General features: G+C 32.3%; 19 protein-coding genes. 9 read left to right on the forward strand and 10 right to left on the reverse strand.

The genetic code is table 11. From position 1 onward, the window contains the following. Window positions 1-4: 4 nt before the first annotated feature. Genes Ollyesu_RS08505 through Ollyesu_RS08520 form a run of 4 tightly spaced genes read right to left on the reverse strand, consistent with a single transcriptional unit; the run spans window position 5 to window position 3,349 of the window. Window positions 5-844, reverse strand: coding sequence for an alpha/beta hydrolase (locus Ollyesu_RS08505; RefSeq protein ID WP_279300797.1), 840 nt, complete (start codon window positions 842-844; stop codon window positions 5-7). Between the two features lie 5 nt (window positions 845-849). Beyond that, window positions 850-1,215 carry a cupin domain-containing protein gene (locus tag Ollyesu_RS08510; RefSeq protein WP_279300798.1) on the reverse strand — a complete coding sequence of 122 codons (366 nt, stop codon included), beginning with the start codon at window positions 1,213-1,215 and terminating at the stop codon, window positions 850-852. Window positions 1,216-1,225: 10 nt separating this feature from the next. Further along, a complete protein-coding gene (locus tag Ollyesu_RS08515; protein WP_279300799.1) occupies window positions 1,226-1,777 on the reverse strand; it encodes a hypothetical protein in 552 nt (183 codons plus the stop codon). Window positions 1,778-1,819: 42 nt separating this feature from the next. Beyond that, complete coding sequence (locus Ollyesu_RS08520; RefSeq protein ID WP_279300800.1) at window positions 1,820-3,349, reverse strand: helicase HerA-like domain-containing protein; 1,530 nt, start codon at window positions 3,347-3,349, stop codon at window positions 1,820-1,822. Between the two features lie 106 nt (window positions 3,350-3,455). Between Ollyesu_RS08520 and Ollyesu_RS08525 the strand changes: the two genes are divergently transcribed. Further along, window positions 3,456-4,085 (forward strand): 7-carboxy-7-deazaguanine synthase QueE, encoded by a 630-nt coding sequence (locus tag Ollyesu_RS08525; protein WP_279300801.1) that lies wholly within the window; start codon window positions 3,456-3,458, stop codon window positions 4,083-4,085. 223 nt (window positions 4,086-4,308) lie between these two features. After that, window positions 4,309-5,973, forward strand: coding sequence for an asparagine synthase B (gene asnB / locus Ollyesu_RS08530; protein ID WP_279300802.1), 1,665 nt, complete (start codon window positions 4,309-4,311; stop codon window positions 5,971-5,973). A 60-nt stretch (window positions 5,974-6,033) separates the two neighbouring features. Here asnB and Ollyesu_RS08535 read toward each other — a convergent pair whose 3' ends face one another. Next, complete coding sequence (locus Ollyesu_RS08535; RefSeq protein WP_279300803.1) at window positions 6,034-7,545, reverse strand: ATP-binding protein; 1,512 nt, start codon at window positions 7,543-7,545, stop codon at window positions 6,034-6,036. A 439-nt stretch (window positions 7,546-7,984) separates the two neighbouring features. Between Ollyesu_RS08535 and gyrB the strand changes: the two genes are divergently transcribed. From gyrB to secDF, 6 genes are all read left to right on the forward strand, one after another. After that, window positions 7,985-9,934 carry a DNA topoisomerase (ATP-hydrolyzing) subunit B gene (gene gyrB / locus Ollyesu_RS08540; protein ID WP_279300804.1) on the forward strand — a complete coding sequence of 650 codons (1,950 nt, stop codon included), beginning with the start codon at window positions 7,985-7,987 and terminating at the stop codon, window positions 9,932-9,934. Window positions 9,935-10,024: 90 nt separating this feature from the next. After that, window positions 10,025-11,038 (forward strand): DUF6588 family protein, encoded by a 1,014-nt coding sequence (locus Ollyesu_RS08545; RefSeq protein ID WP_279300805.1) that lies wholly within the window; start codon window positions 10,025-10,027, stop codon window positions 11,036-11,038. Between the two features lie 96 nt (window positions 11,039-11,134). Beyond that, window positions 11,135-12,061 (forward strand): malate dehydrogenase, encoded by a 927-nt coding sequence (mdh, locus tag Ollyesu_RS08550; RefSeq protein WP_279300806.1) that lies wholly within the window; start codon window positions 11,135-11,137, stop codon window positions 12,059-12,061. 95 nt (window positions 12,062-12,156) lie between these two features. Further along, window positions 12,157-12,807, forward strand: a complete 651-nt coding sequence (locus Ollyesu_RS08555; protein WP_279300807.1) for a hypothetical protein — start codon at window positions 12,157-12,159, stop codon at window positions 12,805-12,807. Window positions 12,808-12,925: 118 nt separating this feature from the next. Further along, on the forward strand, window positions 12,926-13,513 hold the full coding sequence (locus tag Ollyesu_RS08560) for a hypothetical protein (protein ID WP_279300808.1): 588 nt from the start codon (window positions 12,926-12,928) through the stop codon (window positions 13,511-13,513). Between the two features lie 157 nt (window positions 13,514-13,670). Then, entirely contained in the window at window positions 13,671-16,682 is a 3,012-nt protein-coding gene (gene secDF / locus Ollyesu_RS08565; RefSeq protein ID WP_279300809.1) for a protein translocase subunit SecDF, read from the forward strand. 309 nt (window positions 16,683-16,991) lie between these two features. Here the strand turns inward: secDF and Ollyesu_RS08570 are convergent, their stop codons facing one another. From Ollyesu_RS08570 to folE, 5 genes are read right to left on the reverse strand one after another with little or no spacing between them, the layout of a single operon-like run. After that, window positions 16,992-17,495: a DUF192 domain-containing protein gene (locus Ollyesu_RS08570; RefSeq protein WP_279300810.1), complete on the reverse strand. Its 504-nt coding sequence runs from the start codon at window positions 17,493-17,495 to the stop codon at window positions 16,992-16,994. Beyond that, complete coding sequence (gene lgt, locus Ollyesu_RS08575; protein ID WP_279300811.1) at window positions 17,496-18,425, reverse strand: prolipoprotein diacylglyceryl transferase; 930 nt, start codon at window positions 18,423-18,425, stop codon at window positions 17,496-17,498. 56 nt (window positions 18,426-18,481) lie between these two features. Beyond that, entirely contained in the window at window positions 18,482-18,703 is a 222-nt protein-coding gene (yidD, locus tag Ollyesu_RS08580; RefSeq protein WP_279300812.1) for a membrane protein insertion efficiency factor YidD, read from the reverse strand. Between the two features lie 41 nt (window positions 18,704-18,744). Beyond that, window positions 18,745-20,229 carry a cysteine--tRNA ligase gene (gene cysS, locus Ollyesu_RS08585; RefSeq protein WP_279300813.1) on the reverse strand — a complete coding sequence of 495 codons (1,485 nt, stop codon included), beginning with the start codon at window positions 20,227-20,229 and terminating at the stop codon, window positions 18,745-18,747. Window positions 20,230-20,246: 17 nt separating this feature from the next. Continuing rightward, complete coding sequence (gene folE / locus Ollyesu_RS08590; protein ID WP_279300814.1) at window positions 20,247-20,924, reverse strand: GTP cyclohydrolase I FolE; 678 nt, start codon at window positions 20,922-20,924, stop codon at window positions 20,247-20,249. 195 nt (window positions 20,925-21,119) lie between these two features. Between folE and Ollyesu_RS08595 the strand changes: the two genes are divergently transcribed. Beyond that, window positions 21,120-21,593, forward strand: coding sequence for a hypothetical protein (locus Ollyesu_RS08595; protein ID WP_279300815.1), 474 nt, complete (start codon window positions 21,120-21,122; stop codon window positions 21,591-21,593). Window positions 21,594-21,602: the final 9 nt, after the last annotated feature.

The following is a 21,602-nucleotide window of genomic DNA, read 5'->3' on the forward strand; positions in this document are numbered from 1 at the left end:
TAAGTTAAGATTTAATAAAATTAATAACTGCCTCGTTTACACTATTATCACGTAAACCATGTCCAAACCCTTCAGTAGTTATTAACGTTGAATTTTTAAAATTAGAACTAATCAATTTTGCTTCATCATATTTAATGACCTCATCATGTTTGTCGTGTATTATCAATCCTTCAACATTTATTTTTGAAGCAAATTTAGCTGATGAAAAATGTGAAGGTTCATAATTAAACCGATCAAAAACCAATTGGTTTAATCCGTTTTCAATCCTTCTATTATAACCTAGCATGTTTACATAGTTTTTAAACACATTGGTAAACTCTGAAGGTGCACCTAATAAAGCTAGTTTTTTTAAAGCTTGATGTTGATAGTTATGCTGAAAAAATACTGAAGCCATTCCGCCAACAGAGTGCCCAACAATAGTATTAGGTTGGTAATGGTTAGCAACAACATTAATAAACTCAGAGTATAATATGGCGTTAAATTGTTTTCCACCAGATTTACCGTGTGCAGGACCATCTAATGCAACAATATTATAATCTTGAGCTTGTAACGTTTTAATTAGTTTTTTCCATCTAAAACTATTGCTTTCCCATCCATGAGCAAATAAAACAGTCTCTTTAGAACCTTCCCAGAGATAGGTTTGTATGTCTAAGTTATTATAACTTAAAGTATGTTGCTTTGCAGTATCCAAAAATTGTTCTTGTTTTAGATTAAGACGACCCTGTCTTGGCGTAGCAAATAAATCAAGTGCTTTTACACTGGCATATTTAGGGGCTACGTAGCTAACCATATTTAAGGAACTACCTATAATTTTTGGTACTGCTTTAGCAATGACTTTTTTCATTTTATTTATTGGTCTTCTCGGTTAACTAAATCCATAGAAAATGCAGGTGTGCATATTGCTATATACTCGCAAGCTACGGTAAAAGGATTAGAGTATTGTACTCTCGTGTTTTTTTCAATTTTAATAGATTGTCCTGCTTCTAAAACAATTAATTCATCGTCTATTATAAATTGTTTTTTGCCTTTAATAATATACGTGTATTCGTCAAATTCTGGAGTTTGAAATGGTTCGCTCCATCCAGCAGGTGCAACCATATGTGCTATGCTGATATCTTTATTGCCATCTGTAGCTAGACCGAAATGTTCTTCTATTAGTTTTCCATCGGTTGTTGGCACAATGAATGGGTTGTTTTGTACTTGATATTTTTTCATGTTTTTTAATTTACCATCCAACCATAAAATGTTTAATCTTGGCTGTATCTGGTATATTTGCTTCTTCTATTGTTTTAGTAATATCAAATCTAAATTCTGCAGGCAATTCATTTTTATCTATTAAAAAGAATATATCGCTATCTTTTACAAAAACTGAAATGCTTCTAAAAGAATTTTGAATTCTGGTAATAGTATATTTTGATTTAATATCTCCAAAAGTACTAGTGTTACTAATACCGTTTTCCGTTTTGTATCTAGGGTCTTTTATTTTTATACTAGATATCGTTGCAGTAGAATCTAGAGCTTGATTGGGTGTTAAACTTAGTAAGTGTTTTCCGCCTTTCTCATAAATATTTATAGTGTTTAATGTACCTGTAAACTCGTCTCCTGCAATAGGACTAATTATAGAGTCTTTTGCAAAAATGATTTTTAAATCTTTAACTTCTGTCGAGTCTGTTAATAGTCCAATATTTTGATTTTGAACTAAAAATGGATCAATCTCTGTTTTGCAAGAAGTAAATGTTATTGCTATAATACTAAGGGCTAATAGTGTTTTTTTCATCAAAAATTATTTAGTTTATTGTTTTACACCAGAAAGTGTAATTTATTTCATAACGCGTTTTAAAATACCAAAAACACTTCTAATAAAGGTTGCGCTTGTTAATACTTTAATTATTGGGTTTTGTGCTGTGCTACGTCGTCTTGTAGTTTTTTTGGTTTTGGCTGCTTTTTCTTTTTCCTTTTTTAATCTTGCATCTTCTTTTTGTTTAAGTTTTTCGGCTTGATCAATTTTTTTGTTAAGCATCTCGTAGGCACTTTCTCTATCTATGGTTTCATTATATTTTAAAACCAATTTAGAGTCATCAAGTAGCGTTTGTAATTCGGTTTCATTTAAAATATCCATCCTACTCATTGGTGCACGCATCATGGTTGCAGCTAATGGAGTAGGACGTCCTTTTTCGTCTAAAGCAGAGACTAAAGCTTCTCCTGTACCTAAAGAGGTCAAAACATCAGCAGTGTCATAATACTCGGTATCTGGATAATTTTGAGCAGTTAATTTTATAGCTTTTCTGTCTTTAGCTGTAAAAGCACGTAAAGCATGTTGAATTTTAAGACCTAACTGACTTAAAACACCTTCTGGAACATCAGTTGGGTTTTGGGTAACAAAGTATAATCCGACTCCTTTACTTCTGATTAACTTTACAATACTTTCTATTTGATTTAATAATGCTTTTGAAGCTTCATTAAAAATTAAATGGGCTTCGTCTATAAACATGATTAATTCTGGTTGTCCAGAATCACCTTGTTCTGGCAAGGTTTCATATATTTCAGCTAATAGACTCAACATAAATGTTGAAAATAATTTAGGTCTGTCCTGAATGTCTGTTAAGCGAATAATATTAATATAGCCACGACCATCTCTGGTGGTTCTTAACAAATCTTCGACTTCAAAACTTTTTTCTCCAAAAAACAAGTCGCCTCCTTGCTGTTCTATTTCTATTAGTTTTCTTAAAATAGCACCTGTTGATGCGGTTGAAATACGTCCATAGGCTTCTTCAAACTCTGGTTTACCTTCGTTAGTACAGTATTGTAATATTTTTTTAAAATCCTTTAAATCTAAAAGCGGTAGTTTATTATCATCACAATATTTAAAAATAACCGAAACTATTCCAGATTGTGTTTCTGTAAGATCTAAGATTCTAGATAATAAAACAGGTCCAAATTCGCTAATCGTTGCACGAAGTCTAACACCATCTTGCTCCGAAAGACTCATGATTTCTACTGGAAACGATTTTGGAGTAAAGTCTAAACCTATTTTTTCGTGACGTTCATCAATTTTAGGATGTCCTGGACTAGGTTGAGCAATTCCACTTAAATCACCTTTAATATCCATTAATAAAACCGGAATGCCTTTTTCGCTTAAATTTTCAGCCAAAACTTGTAGTGTTTTAGTTTTTCCAGTTCCAGTTGCACCAGCAATTAAACCATGTCTATTCATGGTTTTTAAAGGTACGTTTACATAAGCATTTTTAATGGTTTGACCATCTAACATGGCAGAGCCAAGTGTAATAAAATCGCCTTTACAAGTGTTTCCTTTAGTGATATGGTTAAAAAAATCCTCCTGTCTACTCATTCTTAAAAATATTTGATGTAAAAATACTAATCTTAGCTTAAATCCCTGAAAACTTTCAACTTTAAATACTTAAAATTTCCAACAGATAAGATTATATTTGCGCCACATGAAGCAAGAAATACAAGATTTAGTTAACAAAGGGTTGATGTTGCCTTTAATGGAAGAGTTTTACACTATTCAAGGCGAAGGTTACCATAAAGGAACTGCTGCTTATTTTATAAGAATTGGTGGTTGCGATGTTGGTTGTCATTGGTGTGACGTCAAAGAAAGTTGGATTGCAGATTTGCATCCTCCAACAAAAACAGAAACAATAGTCCAAAACGCTAAAAAATATAGCGATACAGTTGTGGTTACTGGTGGAGAACCTTTAACTTGGGATATGACCGAGTTAACCACACAGCTTAAAGCTGAAGGTATGAGTATTCACATTGAAACTTCAGGTGCTTACCAATTAACAGGTGAATGGGATTGGATTTGTTTGTCGCCTAAAAAAATGAAGCTTCCAACACAAAGTGTTTATGAAAAAGCCAATGAACTAAAATGTATTATTTATAATAAAGATGATTTTAAGTTTGCTGAAGCGCAAGCCGAAAAAGTAAATAACGATTGTATTTTATACCTACAACCAGAATGGAGTAAGCGTGATACTATGATACCTTTAATTGTAGATTATGTTATGGCTAATCCAAAGTGGAAAGTGTCCTTACAAACTCATAAATATTTAAATATACCTTAATAAAAGCCTTCATTTTTTGAAGGCTTTTTAGTTAACACACTTTTCAAACTATTATTTTTTTACTGAAAGTAATAATCTTTGCTACTTTACTTTCATTTTAATATAAATACATATTTTAAAGTACTAAATTGTAAGTGTTTTATGGTTTAGTGTTTTTATAATGAAACATAAAGCTAATATTTGCTTCAACAAATAGAACTAAAGAATTTAAAAATATAAGATTATGTGTGGAATTGTATGTGCTTTCGACCTTAAACAAAAAAGCGAAGATTTAAGACCTCAGGTTTTAGAAATGTCAAAAACTATTCGTCATCGTGGACCAGATTGGTCAGGAATATATAGTGACGATAAGGCTATTTTAGCCCACGAACGATTAGCTATTGTAGATCCAGCTTCTGGTAAACAACCCTTATATAGTCCTGATAAAAAATTAGTTTTAGCAGCTAATGGAGAAATATATAACCATAGAGAGTTACGTAAGCAGTTTGATGATAAATATGATTTTCAAACCCAAAGTGATTGTGAAGTTATATTAGCATTATATCAAGAAAAAGGTGTGGATTTTGTAGATGAAATGAATGGTATCTTCGGATTTGCAATCTACGACGTTGAAAAAGACGAGTATTTTATAGCTCGTGACCACATGGGTATTATCCCATTATACATTGGTTGGGATCAAAACGGTACGTTTTATGTCGCTTCAGAATTAAAGGCATTAGAAGGTGTTTGTACTAAAATAGAATTATTTCCTCCAGGACATTACATGTCAAGTAAAGACGGAAAATTTGTTAAGTGGTGGAATAGAGAATGGAGAGACTATGATGCAGTAAAAGATAACGAAACTAGTATTGCAAAAATAAAAGAAGCTTTAGAAGCTGCAGTGCATAGACAATTAATGAGTGATGTTCCTTATGGTGTATTGTTGTCAGGTGGTTTAGATAGCTCTGTGACTTCTGCAATTGCAAAAAAATATGCCGATAAGCGTATCGAGTCTGATGATACGCAAGCTGCATGGTATCCACAATTACACAGTTTTTCTGTAGGTTTAGAAGGGTCGCCAGATTTAGCTGCAGCCCAAAAAGTAGCTGATTACATTGGAACAGTGCACCACGAAATAAAGTTTACCATCCAAGAAGGATTAGATGCTATTAAAGATGTGATTTACAACATCGAAACCTACGATATTACAACCATACGCTCTAGTACTCCAATGTACTTAATGGCTAGAGTTATTAAATCTATGGGAATAAAAATGGTATTATCTGGTGAAGGTGCAGACGAGATTTTTGGAGGTTACTTATACTTCCATAAAGCACCAAGTGCAAAAGAATTTCATGATGAAACAGTTCGTAAATTAGATAAGCTTCATATGTACGATTGTTTACGTGCAAATAAAAGTTTAGCAGCTTGGGGAATAGAAGGTCGTGTACCGTTTTTAGATAAAGAGTTTATGGATGTAGCCATGAGTATCAATCCAAAAGATAAAATGATTAATGGTGAACGTATGGAAAAATGGGTAATCCGTAAAGCATTTGAAGATATGTTGCCAGAAAGTGTAGCATGGAGACAAAAAGAACAATTTAGTGATGGTGTTGGTTACAGTTGGATTGATACTTTAAAAGAAGTTGTTGAAGAAGCTGTGTCTGATGAGCAAATGGAGAATGCTAAATACAGATTTCCAATTCAGACACCTCAAAACAAAGAAGAATTTTATTACCGTTCAATTTTTGAAGAGCATTTCCCAAGTGATGCAGCAGCACATAGCGTGCCTCAAGAAGCAAGTGTAGCTTGTAGTACAGCAATTGCGTTAGAATGGGACGAAGCCTTTAAAAATATGAATGAACCGTCAGGTCGTGCCATAGCCAATGTACACGATAAAGCCTATTAAATATATTTGATATTGAAAAATAGCCAACAAAAAAGCCCAATTTATAAATTGGGCTTTTTTTTAGCTATAAATTAATTTACTCATAATAGGATCTGGTGTTAAATGTTCAATCCTATCAATGACTCTAAATAATTTTGTTTTATCTAAAGGTTTAGATATACAATCTATAAATCCAGCATCATAGACTTCGCTGTTAATTTCTGCAGATGAATAAGCTGTATGTGCTATAATTGGTAAATAAGGTCTAAAGCTTTTAATTATTTTTTTGGCTTCAAAACCACCCATTAGTGGCATTTTTAAATCCATAATGACAAGTTGGATAGAATCATTTTCTCTACATATTTTAACAGCTTCAATACCATTATTAGCTCTTAATACAGTGTATTTTCTAATATCCATGACACGCTTAATAAGCATAAAATTAATATTATTATCCTCAGCAATAAGTATAGTTAATGGTTTTACCTTATCAACTGGATTTAATTCAATCTCTTTTTTAGGTGTAATAGGTAATCCGTTTAATTTTAAGGGAATGGTAAATGTAAATGTAGTTCCAACGTTTTCTTCAGATTCTAACCATATTTTTCCGCCTAACATTTCTATATAAGCTTTAGATATAGCTAACCCTAAGCCTAATCCACTTAAGTTTATGGTGTGATCGTTTTGTATTCTATTAAATCTATTAAAAATGTTTTTAGAATCCTCTTTAGACATACCAATACCAGTATCTTTAATGTAAAACTCCAAAGCATTATCGTCAGGATTAATTTTATATCCAAAATTAACAACTCCTTTTTCAGAATACTTAACAGCATTATTAACTAAATTGACAATTATTTGTCTAAACTTAGTTTCGTCTGTTATAAATTGATAGACAACAGGGTGATTTGGTTGGTCTAAAAATATCTGTAAAGGCTTGTCTTTTGGTATTGTAATTTCTACTGTTTTTTTAATATCATGTAATACTTCATCTAAATTAAAAGCTCCAAAATTTGGCTTAACCTGGTTGGTGTCAATTTTAGACATTTCTATCAAGTCGTCAATAATGGATACTAAATTTTTACCACTACGTGTAATAACCTCAATGTATTCGTTTTTTTCAGTTTCAGATAATTGTTGTGTACTCAAAATATCAGAAAACCCTAAAATAGCATTCATTGGTGTTCTAATCTCATGTGATAGATTAGTTAAAAAAGACGATTTTAATAATTCACTTTCTTCAGCTTTTTCTTTAGCATTTTTAAGCTCTTCTTTTTGCTTATTATTACTTATAAATAAGTCACCAATATGTGAAAACTCAGTAGAAAATTTCTGAAGCTCAGAGATTGCAACTTCATCATTATTTTCTAAAATTTTAGTAATTAAACTTAATGGTTTATTGATTAACGTTTTATAAGTAATAGCATATATTGTAAGAATGACTATAAAACTTGCCATTAGAATAATGATAGCTGTATTATAATGATTGTCTAAGAAAAAAATAGAAACTAAGCAAAGTGTTAGAAATAGAATACCAGTTATAGAAATTAAAGCTAGCATTCTACTAAAAGTAGTAGAAAAATGTTCTTTCATAATTTAGGTTAATATAGTTTGGGATGGCGAATTTAATATTTTTATTCATTTTCTTACAAAAAAAACGTATTAATTTCCTGCAAATCAAAGAATTGAAAGTTTATAATGTCAAAACACTTTAGATTTGACTTAAATAGGTGCATTTTTCTGATAAAGTGTACTAAAGATTAATCCATTAAATAAGCGCTATTGCATTTTACTTTTTTTCTAAATTTATGATGCTAAAAAAAACTTCAAAATTGATTTTAAGATACTTTTTAGACGATTTAAGCGTGTTTTAGGTTTTTAACAAATGTTAATAATTTTTCACTTGTAAGCTTATTTTAGCTTGAAAAACCCTTAATATTTCGTATATTTGTTTGTATTCAAAAGGATGCTTTAAGGCATCTTTTTTTATGACATAAAGATTTAAAAAACTAGAATATAAACACTATAAACCATGAGTGAAAAAAAAGAAGAGTTTAATAAGCATAATTATTCGGCTGACAGTATCCAAGCTTTAGAGGGAATGGAGCACGTACGTATGCGTCCTTCCATGTATATTGGAGATGTTGGAGTACGTGGTTTACACCATTTAGTGTATGAGGTTGTTGATAACTCTATTGACGAAGCATTAGCTGGACATTGTAATAATATTACAGTAACCATTAACGAAGATAATTCAATAACTACAGAAGATGATGGACGTGGTATTCCTGTAGATATTCATAAAAAAGAAGGGATTTCGGCACTAGAAGTTGTAATGACTAAAATAGGTGCAGGAGGTAAGTTTGATAAAGATTCTTATAAAGTTTCTGGTGGACTTCACGGAGTTGGTGTAAGTTGTGTAAATGCATTATCAGAACACTTAAGAGCAACGGTTTACAGAGACGGAAAAATTTGGGAGCAAGAGTATGAAAGAGGTAAGTCGTTATATCCTGTAAAGGCTATTGGCGAAACTGATAAAAGAGGGACTACAGTAACCTTTAAACCAGATTCAACTATTTTTACCCAAACTCTTGAATATAGCTATGATACGCTAGCTAGTAGAATGCGAGAATTAGCCTATTTAAATAAAGGAATTACCGTTCATTTAGTAGATAAAAGACATAAAAAAGAAGATGGATCTTTTGAAGGTGAAACCTTTCATTCTGAAGAAGGACTAAAAGAGTTTATCAAGTTTTTAGATGGTAACAGAGAACCTTTAATGAATGATGTTATTTCTTTTGAAGGTGAAAAAAATGGCGTACCAGTAGAAGTGGCAATGGTTTATAATACTAGCTACGCAGAAAACTTACACTCTTATGTAAATAATATTAATACACACGAAGGTGGTACGCACCTGTCAGGATTTAGACGTGGTTTAACACATACACTTAAAAAGTATGCAGACGAGTCTGGTATGTTAGACAAATTAAAGTTTGATATTGCAGGAGACGATTTTCGTGAAGGACTGACAGCAATTGTGTCTGTAAAAGTACAAGAGCCACAATTTGAAGGTCAAACTAAAACCAAATTAGGTAACCGAGAGGTGTCTGCAGCAGTTAGCCAGTCCGTATCAGAGATGTTAACTAATTATTTAGAAGAACATCCAGACGATGCCAAAACTATCGTGCAAAAGGTTATTTTAGCAGCGCAAGCACGTCACGCAGCACAAAAAGCGCGTGAAATGGTGCAACGTAAAACGGTAATGAGTATTGGTGGTTTACCAGGAAAGTTATCTGATTGCTCAGAGCAAGATCCAGCAAAATGTGAGGTGTACTTAGTAGAGGGTGATTCGGCAGGTGGAACTGCAAAACAAGGTCGTGATAGAGCTTTTCAAGCTATTTTACCATTGCGTGGTAAAATTCTGAATGTGGAAAAAGCAATGACACATAAAGTATTTGAAAATGAGGAAATTAAAAACATTTTTACTGCTTTAGGTGTTACTATTGGAACTGAAGAAGATAGTAAAGCATTGAATCTTTCAAAATTAAGATACCATAAAATTGTAATTATGTGTGATGCCGATATCGATGGATCACACATTGAAACTTTAATTCTGACATTCTTCTTTAGATACATGAAAGAATTAATTGAAAATGGTCACATTTATATTGCAACTCCTCCTTTATATTTAGTGAAGAAAGGTAATAAAAAGCAATATGCATGGAATGATGAAGAGCGTCAAGCCATTATGGAAGAGTTTGGTGAATCTGCCAAAATACAACGTTATAAAGGTCTTGGAGAGATGAATGCTGAGCAATTATGGGATACAACCATGAATCCTGAGTTTAGAACATTGCGTCAAATCCATATAGACAATGGTGTAGAAGCGGATCGCGTATTTTCTATGTTAATGGGTGACGAAGTACCACCTAGACGTGAATTTATAGAGAAAAATGCTATTTACGCAAATATTGATGCCTAACATAAATTAGGATAAAAATTAAAAAAACACTCTTAAATAAAACTTTTAAGAGTGTTTTTTCGTTAATATATAAACAACAAAACAAAAAAAATGAAAAAATGTATATTACTAAGTTTAGGATTTATTTGTAGTCTTACTTTAACTGCTCAAGAAAACTTAAACGATCTATTAGCTGCAGGTGTCAGTGATGCTAAAAAATTCTCTACAGATTATTTATTACCTGCAACAGATGGTTTGGCGTATGGTGTTAGTGCTGGTTGGTTTAATAATGCAAAAACATCAAAAAAATATGGTTTTGAATTATCAATTATTGGTAATGCAACGTTTATTAAAGACGAAAGCAAATCTTTTACATTAAATGTATCAGATTACGAAAACATTAGGTTTCCAGACAATGCACCCTCAAAATCGGTAGCAACTGCTTTAGGACATAATGATCCAGATATTACTATTATTGTAACTTATGATGACCCTATTTTTGGAAATCAAGAAGTCGAGTTAACCTTACCTACCGGAATTGGAGCAGCAAATGTCAATTTAATACCTACCGCTTTTTTACAAGGAAGTTTTTCTGTGTTTAAAGGTACCCAATTAAAAGCTAGATTTTTTCCTAAAGTTGAAACCGAGGATGCGAAAATTGGCTTATACGGTGTTGGACTACAACAAGAATTTACAGCTTGGTTACCAGAGGAAAGTAAGTTTCCGTTAGCTATTTCTGGATTAATTGCATATACACATTTAGATGGTAATTATGACTTTACAAATACAGAAATTATAGATGGAGAAGACCAACAAGTGCAAACAAAATTAAATAGTTTATTGTTTCAAGTCATTGCTGGCACTAATTTTAAGGTTTTTAATGTTTATGGTTCACTTGGATATTTAAGTGCTAAATCAACCACAGATTTACTAGGGACCTACAGAGTGTCTAATGGTATTTTGTTTTCAGAAGAAATCGTTGATCCATTTTCTGTAGAATCAGAAACTAATGGTGTCACAGCAACATTTGGAGGAAATTTAAAATTAGGATTTTTTGGGTTAAACGCCTCTTATACTTTTGCAGAATTTGATGCTGCATCTATAGGAATTAATTTCATCTTCTAGATTTATTGTTTTCTTAATAAAAAGTAATTTTAAAATGTTAATTTTGTAAAATTAATCACACACAAATCATTAACATTTAAAATATTACATAAAATTATGAAAGTAACAGTAGTTGGAGCAGGAGCAGTAGGAGCAAGTTGTGCAGAATATATAGCAATAAAAGACTTTGCATCAGAAGTGGTTTTATTAGACATTAAAGAAGGTTTTGCAGAAGGTAAAGCGATGGACTTAATGCAAACCGCTTCATTAAACGGTTTTGATACCAAAATAACAGGTGTAACAAACGACTATACAAAAACTGCAAATAGTGATATTTGTGTTATCACATCAGGTATACCTCGTAAGCCAGGTATGACTCGTGAAGAGTTAATTGGCATCAATGCTGGGATTGTAAAATCAGTATCTTCAAGCTTAATCCAACACTCTCCAAATACTATTATAATCGTGGTAAGTAATCCAATGGATACTATGACGTATTTAGTACATAAAACCACAAGCTTACCAAAAAACAGAATTATTGGAATGGGTGGTGCTTTAGACTCTGCTCGTTTTAAATACAGATTAGCAGAAGCTTTAGGTGCACCTATTAGTGATGTAGACGGAATGGTTATTGGAGGACATTCAGACAAAGGAATGGTGCCACTAACTGCACATGCGACCAGAAACAGTGTAAAAGTATCAGAATTTTTATCTGAAGATCGATTAAATCAAGTCAAAGAAGATACTAAAGTAGGAGGTGCAACCTTAACTAAATTATTAGGGACATCTGCTTGGTATGCTCCAGGAGCTGCAGTAAGCGGATTAGTACAAGCAATTGCTTGTGACCAGAAAAAAATGTTTCCGTGCTCTGTGTTATTAGAAGGAGAATATGGTTTAAACGATTTATGTATTGGTGTACCAGTAATTTTAGGTCGTAATGGTATCGAAAAAATAGTAGAAATAGATCTTAGCGATGCCGAAAAAGCGCATATGAAAGAAAGTGCAGAAGGTGTTTCTAAAACTAATGGATTATTAGAATTATAATCGCAAATAAAGTTGTAAAGTTTGTTATGGCAAGGTATTTGTCTTTAATAGAACAACACAACAAAACAAATAATTAACGTAACAAAATTTACACAATGAAAAAATTAGTATTCTTATTATTAGCAACTTTTAGCATATCTGTAGTTGCTCAAGACCAATTAACTGAAGGCGTAATGTCATCAAAAATGACGATGTCAAGTTCTAATGAGGAAATGAAAGCTCAGTTTGAAATGATAGGTGATATAGCTATTACTACCTATTTTAAAGATGACAAAACAAGGTCAGAAACTAACAATCCTATGTCTGGGGAATCTGTTTCAATTATAGATACTGAAGCAAAACAAATGTTGACTTTGATGAATAATCCAATGTTAGGCAAAAAGTATACTTTAACAGATATTGAAGATTCTCCTGATACTTCTGGGATTAATGTGTCTAAAGGTGATGAGACTAAAACCATTTTAGGGTATGAGTGTCAAGAGTATAATGTAGAAATGACACAAGAAGGTGTGACTATGACTATGGATATTTATACGACTGAAGATATAGTTGCTGCAAACCAACAAACGGTTGAGTTTGGTGAAGATTTTAAAGGTTTTCCGTTGTTAATGACAATTAATGTTAATCAAGGCGGTATGGATATGTCAATGACTTATGAGGTAACAGAAGTTAAAAAAGAGACTGTTGCAGATGAAAAATTTAGTATGACACCTCCAGAAGGATATGAGAAAATGGAAGGGATGTAATAATTAACATCTAGAAAAACAAAAAAGAGCAACTATTTTAGTTGCTCTTTTTTGTTAAATCGATATTTGATTGTCTTTAGCATTAGCAATAAACACTATATTTTTCTATATTTGGCGGATGAAGTTTACAAGGTACTTTGGTATTATAATTGCTGCACTCGCGTTTTTTGTTGTTAGTCAGCAACAAATCACTGTACCTAATCAAGAAATTGTTTTACATAGTTCTAGTAGTCAATTTACTGCTTCTCAAACTGAGCAAGCTATTACTACTATAAAAACTCAGCTTAAAAGCTTAGGTATTGAAAACATCCATGTACTTGATCAAAACGGAACTTTAAAAATCATCTATTACAGTGACATTGATGTCGAAAGTGTAAAACATGCAATTTTAGATGGAGGAGAGTTAGTCTATGTAACAGACAAACAATCAGATGTTCCTCAAAGAGAAAACTACAAATTTGATGTCTTTGAGATTAATACATCTACTGAATCTGGTATAGGTTTTGACGGAAAGTTTATAGTTGAGGTCAAACAAGAATACACCAGAGCCTCTCAAATAACGGTTACTTTTTCAGCTATAGCTGAAAACATAAATCCATTACAACAACTTATACAAGTTGCCCAAAAAGTAAATACGTCTATCTCTATTGGTATTGATAAGGGCACTTTTAATATCCCAGAAGTTAGAGCAGGACCTACTGCTTAATAGATTTTATTTTAAAATCAGTTCACCTTACAAATCTTCAACTTAATTAAATGTTGAAGACATAAACCATTCATTTTTAAAACTTAAAATAATTGTCAAAGACTGGTGTAAAGTATATATTTGCGCGATTAAAATTTGACATTAAATAAATAAAACCATGCAAAATAAAGGATTAGTAAAATTATTTGCAGTATTGTTTGGATTGGTAAGTATTTACCAATTATCATTCACGTTTAAAAATAACGCGATTGAGAGCAATGCAGCTGAATTGGCAGAAAGTAAAATTGAAGCCTCAGCAGAAGACCGTTCTGCTAAAGTAAACGAATTTGCAACGAACTATTTAGATTCGTTAGCCACTTCAAAAGAAACGGTATTTTTAGGTAACACTTACGGAGAAGTTAAGCAAAACTCAATGAAGTTAGGTCTTGACCTTAAAGGAGGTTTAGAAGCTATACTTCAAATATCAGTAAAGGATATCTTACTTGGATTATCAAATCAAAGTAAAAATCCAAAATTTAGAAAAGCATTAGATGATGCGGACGAGATCCAAAAAAATAGCCAAAACACCTATTTAGAAGATTTCTTTGTGGCTTTTGATGCGATTAAAGGTGATACTAAATTAGCCTCTCCAGATATCTTTGCAAACCGTTCTATGGTTGGAGAGATTGATTTAAATATGTCTGATGACGATACTAAAGCAGTATTAGAAACAAAAATGGACGATTATATTGTCTCTGCTTTTGAAGTATTACGTAAACGTGTTGATGAGTTTGGGGTAACATCTCCAAATATCCAACGTTTAGGTAACTCTGGACGAGTATTATTAGAATTACCAGGAGTAAAAGATGTAGAGCGTGCAACAGAGTTAATTACAACAACTGCACAATTAGAATTCTGGGAAGGTCTAAAAGCGGAACAGTTTACAACATTTTTAGCACAAGCTAATGACGTTATAAAAGCCAAAGAAAAATCTAGCACAGAAGACGAAGAAGCGACTACTGAAGAGCAAGAAATGACTGAAGCTGAAAAAGCTATTGCAGAATTAACAGGTGAAGAAAATGAAGTTGTAAACGTTGTTAATCCATTAAGTGATTTATTAGTAACTCCTGGATATGGAGCGACTTTGGCAATGGTTAAACTATCTGACAGAGAACAAGTAGCAAACTACTTAGCAATGCCAGAAGTTAAAGCATTATTACCTGGCGAATTAAAATACACTAAGTTTTTATTTGGGAAGCCAACTGAAGATAGTGAGTTAGTAGAATTATTTGTTTTAAAAGGAAACAGAGATAATGAGCCACCATTAAGTGGAGCAGTAGTTACAGATGCACGTCAATCTTACAACCAAGCAAACAAAGTGGTTGTAAGTATGCAGATGGATAGTAAAGGTGCTAAGATTTGGGAAAAAATGACAGGTGATGCCTTTAAAACCCAAAGTCAAATTGCAGTGGTCTTAGATGATATTGTATATTCTGCACCAACATCTACATCAGGACCAATTGCTGGAGGAAGCACTGAGATTTCTGGAAGTTTTACCTTAAGTGAAGCTACAGATTTAGCTAACGTATTACGTGCTGGTAAGTTACCTGCAAGTGCAGAGATTATTCAAAGTAGTGTGGTTGGACCATCTTTAGGTCAAGAAGCTATAGATAGTGGAACTATGTCTTTTGGTATTGCATTAGCATTAGTATTATTATGGATGGTATTTTACTATGGTAAAGCAGGTTTATTTGCTGATATTGCCATGTTATTTAACATCTTATTAATTTTTGGAATTCTGTCAGGTATTGGAGCAGTATTAACACTTCCAGGTATTGCAGGTATTGTCTTAACTATTGGTATGTCTGTGGATGCCAACGTACTTATCTTTGAGCGTATTAGAGAAGAGCTCACTAAAGGTAAAGACCAGAAATCTGCTATTCAAGATGGATTTAGTAATGCCTTATCATCTATTTTAGATGCTAACATTACAACAGGTTTAACTGCATTAATCTTATTTATTTTTGGTACTGGACCAATTAAAGGTTTTGCAACAACATTATTAATAGGTATTGGTACGTCGTTATTTACAGCCATTTTTATTACTAGATTATTAGTAGATTGGTATGTAAACAGAGGCGGTAAATTAGACTTTGCAACAGGATTAACTAAAAACTTATTTAGAAACATTAATATCGCTTTCCTTTCAAAACGTAAAGTCGCTTATGTTGTGTCAGGTATTGCTTTAGTTGCAAGTTTAGCGTCATTAACAATTAATGGTTTAGATCAAGGTATTGACTTTGTTGGAGGACGTACTACACAAGTGCGTTTTGCAGAACCAGTTAGTGCAGTAGAAATTGAAGGTATTTTAGCATCACCAGACGTATTTGGTAGTGCAACAGTAAAAACTGTTGGAGATGATAATAATTTAAAAATTTCTACTAAATATAAAGTTAACGAAACTGCAAACGAGGTTGACGAAGAAATAAGAACTAAGATGTATGATGCTTTACAGCCTTATCTTAAAGGTGTTTCTTTTGAAGAGTTTAAAGATCTATCAAAAGAAAACAAGCAAGTTGGTATTATGGATCAATACAAAGTAAGTCCATCTATTGCAGACGATATTAAGCAAGCGTCATTCTGGGCAGTTTTAGGATCTTTAGTAGTGGTGTTCTTATATATCTTATTCCGTTTTAAAAGATGGCAATTCTCTTTAGGTGCAGTAGCAGCAGTATTCCACGATGTTATCATTGTATTAGGAGTATTCTCTATTACCTACAAGTTTATGCCTTTCTCTATGGAAATCGACCAAGCTTTTATAGCAGCAATCCTAACCGTAATTGGTTACTCGCTGAATGATACAGTAGTTGTATTTGATAGAATTAGAGAATTTTTTAACGAGCATACCAACTGGCCATTCAATAAAGTCATTGATAGCTCATTAAGTAGTACATTAAGTCGTACGTTAAATACGTCTTTAACAACCTTAGTGGTGTTATTAGCCATCTTTATTTTTGGTGGAGAGTCTATTAGAGGCTTCATGTTTGCCTTAATTATTGGTGTTATAGTAGGTACCTACTCATCTTTATTTATTGCAACACCAATCATGTACGATTCGGTTAAAAAAGGAAATGCAGCAGACGCATTAAAAAAGAAAGAAGAAGTTATTGACGAAACAGTAGTCAAGTAGTCTTTAACTAATCTTATATTAAAAAGCCTTTCTATTGATTTAGAAAGGCTTTTTTTTAATTTAGTTTTAATGTTTTGGGCGTTACCCACTTTTGCTTTTAGAGGCAAAAGTGCGTCAGGCTTTTCACTCCAATCTTTTTGCTCGTGCCTCACAAAAAGGATTTCTATTACAATCCTTAACGCAGGCAAGTCGATTATGCTATTTTGTGGGCAAAAAACATAGCAGATAGACTAATTTGGATTCAAAAAAAGACCATTAAAATTGTTGTAAACAAATTGAATGGTCTTGATATTTATAGATTAAAATAAATTATTCCACTAACTTATACTCAAAATAGTCCATTTTATCACCAACATCAAGAAGTAGTTTTTGTGCAGTGCCTGCATTAACTTCTAATACAAATTGTGCAGGTGTATTGGATGGTAAACTACTTTCGTCCATAGGTTTAGCATTCTCTTGGAAACTAACAATACGCTTGTTATGGTCAAAAAAGATAAGGTCTAATGGGATACGTGTATTTTTCATGTAAAACGAACGCTCTCTAACATCATTAAACACAAACAACATCCCTTGATTATCTTTCATGCTATCACGATACATTAATCCTGTTTGGATGTCGTAATCTGTTTTAGCAATTTCTATATTAAATACTTTTATAATAGTATCTGTGGTACCTTTAAAAAGGGTGAGTTCACCTTCTTTTTTAAAATCTACTTTAATAGGCTCTATTACTTTCTCTTCTTTACAAGACGTCAAGTTAACAACTAGCGTAACGCATAAAATAAGTAGAGAAGATTTGATATAATGTGTCATTTAATTAACTTTTGTTTTTGGTTTAAATACAAACATAAAATACAAGCCTATTAAAATAAATGGGATACTTAACCATTGTCCTGTATTTAGTCCAAACCAGTTTATAAATTCGTCGCCTTGAGGTTCTTTTACATATTCTACAAAAAATCTAACTGTCCAAAGAAGAACTAAAAATAGCCCAAATAAAAATCCGGTTTGATCTTTTTTTGCGGTTTTAGTATACACAAACCACAAAATTAAAAACACAAAAATATAACTAAATGATTCGTATAATTGTGCAGGATGACGGTAAGGTACAGCTTCTAATAATTGAGACATATTAGAATTTTCAGTGATAGATGCATAAGCCTTTTTTACATCTTTAATTCCTGTTTTTTCTACAATCTCATATTTGTTATAAAAGTTTTGTATAAAACGTACACCATAGTCGCTATCTGTTACTTTTCCAATAATTTCAGAATTAATAAAGTTTCCAATTCTAATAAACACAGCACCAGAAGCTACAGGTATAACTATGCGATCTAAAATCCACATTAACGATTTGTAATTGTATTTTTTTCGGTATAAATACATACCAGCAATTATCCCAATTGCTGCACCATGACTGGCTAATCCTTGAAATCCTTGAAACTCAAAACCACCTGCAAACTTAAACGGTAAAATAACACTTAATGGATCTTGTGTAAATAATTCGGGTTGATAAAATATAACATGACCCATTCTTGCACCTAACATAGTGGCTAAAACGGTGTAAATAAATAAAGGGTCTAAATACTCTAACTTGATGTTTTCGCGTTTAAAAATACGTTTCATAATAGCATGTCCAAGGACAAATGCAACAATCCACATTAAGCTATAAAAATGAATTTTGAAATTTCCAACAATATCGATTCCTGTTAATGGATTCCAATCGAATTTAAGTAAGTACATAGTTTGTTTTTTGGAGTTGTAAATATAGCATTTATGCTTTATTTATTAGAATTTATTTAAGGTACAGGATCAAAACCACTTCCTCCCCATGGATGACAACTAAAAATACGTTTTAGGCTTAATCGTCCACCTTTTAATAATCCGTGTTTTAATAATGCTTCTTTGGTGTAATGTGAGCATGTTGGTTGGTATCTACAGGTTGCTGGAGTAAATGGAGAGATAAGGGTTTGATAAACCTTTATTAAAAATAAGAATGGTGCGATTAATAGTTTTTTCATAATAAAAAAGTCCTCTCTAAAACAAAAGGACTTAATTAGTTTTAATTAGTAGAAAAGGTCGTCCCTTCCTTACCATCGTTAAGTTGAATACCTGCTTCTGCAAGCTCGTCTCTAATTTTATCCGACAAGGCAAAGTCTTTATTAGCTCTGGCTTCTTGACGTAGTTTAATTAATAACTCTACTGCTCCAGTAAGTTTATCTGTTCCAGATGAGCTTATCGATTTATCGTTTTTTAGACCTAAAATATCAAAAATAAAAGCATTGATGGATTTTTTAAAACTGTCTAAATCCTTTTCAGAGATAGTTTCTGTGCCTTCTTTAATTTGATTGATGTATTTAACACCTTCAAATAAATTGGCGATTAAAATAGGTGTGTTAAAGTCATCATTCATCGCATCATAGCATTTTTGTTGCCATGCTTCTATATTTAATGATGAGGTGTCAGCAGTTTTTAAATCATCTAACTGACTCACTGCTTCCATTAATCTGTTATAGCCTTTTTCGCTTGCTAATAATCCATCATTTGTAAAATCTAAAATACTTCTGTAATGTGCTTGAAGCATAAAAAATCTTGCAACACTTGGTGTGTAGGCTTTGGTAATGTGCGGATTATTACCAGAAAAAATCTCTGAAGGTAATATAAAATTACCTGTTGATTTTGCCATTTTTTTACCATTCATAATTAGCATATTGGCATGCATCCAGTAGTTAACTGGCGTATTACCTTTGGCTGCTTGGTTTTGGGCAATCTCACACTCGTGATGTGGGAATTTTAAATCCATTCCGCCACCATGAATGTCAAAATGCTCACCAAGATATTTGGTGCTCATAGCTGTACATTCCAAATGCCAACCAGGGAAACCATCGCTCCATGGTGATGGCCAACGCATAATATGTGTTGGTTCTGCTTTTTTCCAAAGTGCAAAATCTTGAGGGTTTTTCTTGTCTGATTGTCCATCAAGCTCTCTGGTATTATGAATAAGATCTTCTAATTTACGTTTACTTAAAATACCGTAATTATTAGTTATATTGTATTTGTGTACATCAAAATAAACAGACCCATTAACCTCGTAAGCAAAACCATTGTCGATAATGGTTTTAATAAGCTCTATCTGCTCAATAATATGTCCTGTAGCAGTAGGTTCTATACTAGGAGGAAGAAAGTTAAAGGTGTTTAATATATTATGAAAGTCTACTGTATAGCGTTGCACGACTTCCATTGGCTCGATTTCTTCAAGACGTGCTTTTTTAGCAATACGATCTTCACCAACATCTGCATCATTTTCTAAGTGTCCTGCGTCAGTAATGTTTCTAACGTATCGCACTTTATAACCTAAATGTTTAAGGTATCTAAAAATAACATCAAAAGACATAAATGTCCTTACGTTTCCTAAATGGACATTACTGTAAACGGTTGGCCCACAAACATACATACCTATATAACCAGAATTAATTGGTGTAAAATCATCTTTTTCGCCACTAAGCGAATTATATATTTTGATGTGTTGTTGTTTGTAAAGTTCCATTAGTTATTTAGTTATTACTAAAATTTTGTGTCCAATTTGATGTAATCTAAAAATTCGCGTCTAGTCGCTTTCTTTTTAAATTGTCCACCAAATTCTGAAGTTACTGTACTGCTTTCTACGTCTCTTATTCCTCTAGAATTAACACATAAGTGTTTAGCATCAATGACGCAAGCAACGTCTTTTGTGCCTAACACATCTTGTAATTCTTTTACAATTTGAATAGTTAAACGTTCCTGTACCTGTGGTCGCTTTGCAAAATAATCTACAATGCGATTCATTTTAGATAAACCTACTACTGTTCCGTTTGAAATGTAAGCCACGTGAGCTTTACCTACTATCGGTAACAAATGATGCTCGCATGTAGAATACACAGTAATGTTTTTTTCTACCAGCATTTCTCCATATTGATATTTGTTTTCAAAGGTTGAAGCACTTGGTTTTTTGTCAGGATGTAAGCCTCCAAATATTTCGTTAACAAACATTTTAGCAACACGTTTTGGTGTGCCTTTTAGGCTGTCATCTGTTAAATCTAAGCCCAAGGTTTCCATGATGTTTGTGACATCTTTTTTGATGCTTTCAATTTTGTCAGAATCTGATAACTTAAAAGCATCTAGTCGTAATGGAGTATCGTGATTGGTGCTAATATGATTTTCGCCAATAGCATCGTTTTCTTCTATATTATTTTCAATCTTCATTTAAATACGGTCTGTAAATAGGTGTATAAAATAGTTTGCAAAGATAAGCAATAAAAAAATTTCTATAAGGGTAGGAAAATATTAATTACAGTTGTTATATATATAGGAATAAAAAAAATAGCAATAAGATAGACGTATTAACACTTATTTTATTAAAATTTTCTTAATTTTCCCACTTAATTTCACCTAAAAGACATGAGACTTAAACTATTATTTACTCTATTATTCGGTTTTGTGATGTTTACACAACAAGGCACTGCTCAAACCAAAAGAAAGCTACAAACACAATTAGTTAACTATGATAAAAATGTTGATGCACCATTGACTGCTAAAGAGTTAGCTATGTTGAAAGAAGTGTATCAAGATAAGTTAGAGGAATATGTATTAAGTAATGCGCAACGAGTTAAAGATTTTAAGCACCTATTAAGAAATAGACTTGTAATTAGAGAAATACCAAATGTTACAGATGAGAGTAAATATACATTACTGTCCAGTGTTAAGCTATTTAATAATTATAATCCTGACCTTAAAAGAGACGATACGTTTAATAGTTCTACATTTAATCCACTTAAATATAACTTAGGGTTTTTTACAAGTGGATCAAGTATTTATAAGATTGATAATACTAATTACTTTATTATTATTAAGCCTCAAACCACAAAAAAATAAATACATTAA

The sequence above is a fragment of the Olleya sp. YS genome, assembly GCF_029760915.1.
GTDB lineage: Bacteria > Bacteroidota > Bacteroidia > Flavobacteriales > Flavobacteriaceae > Olleya.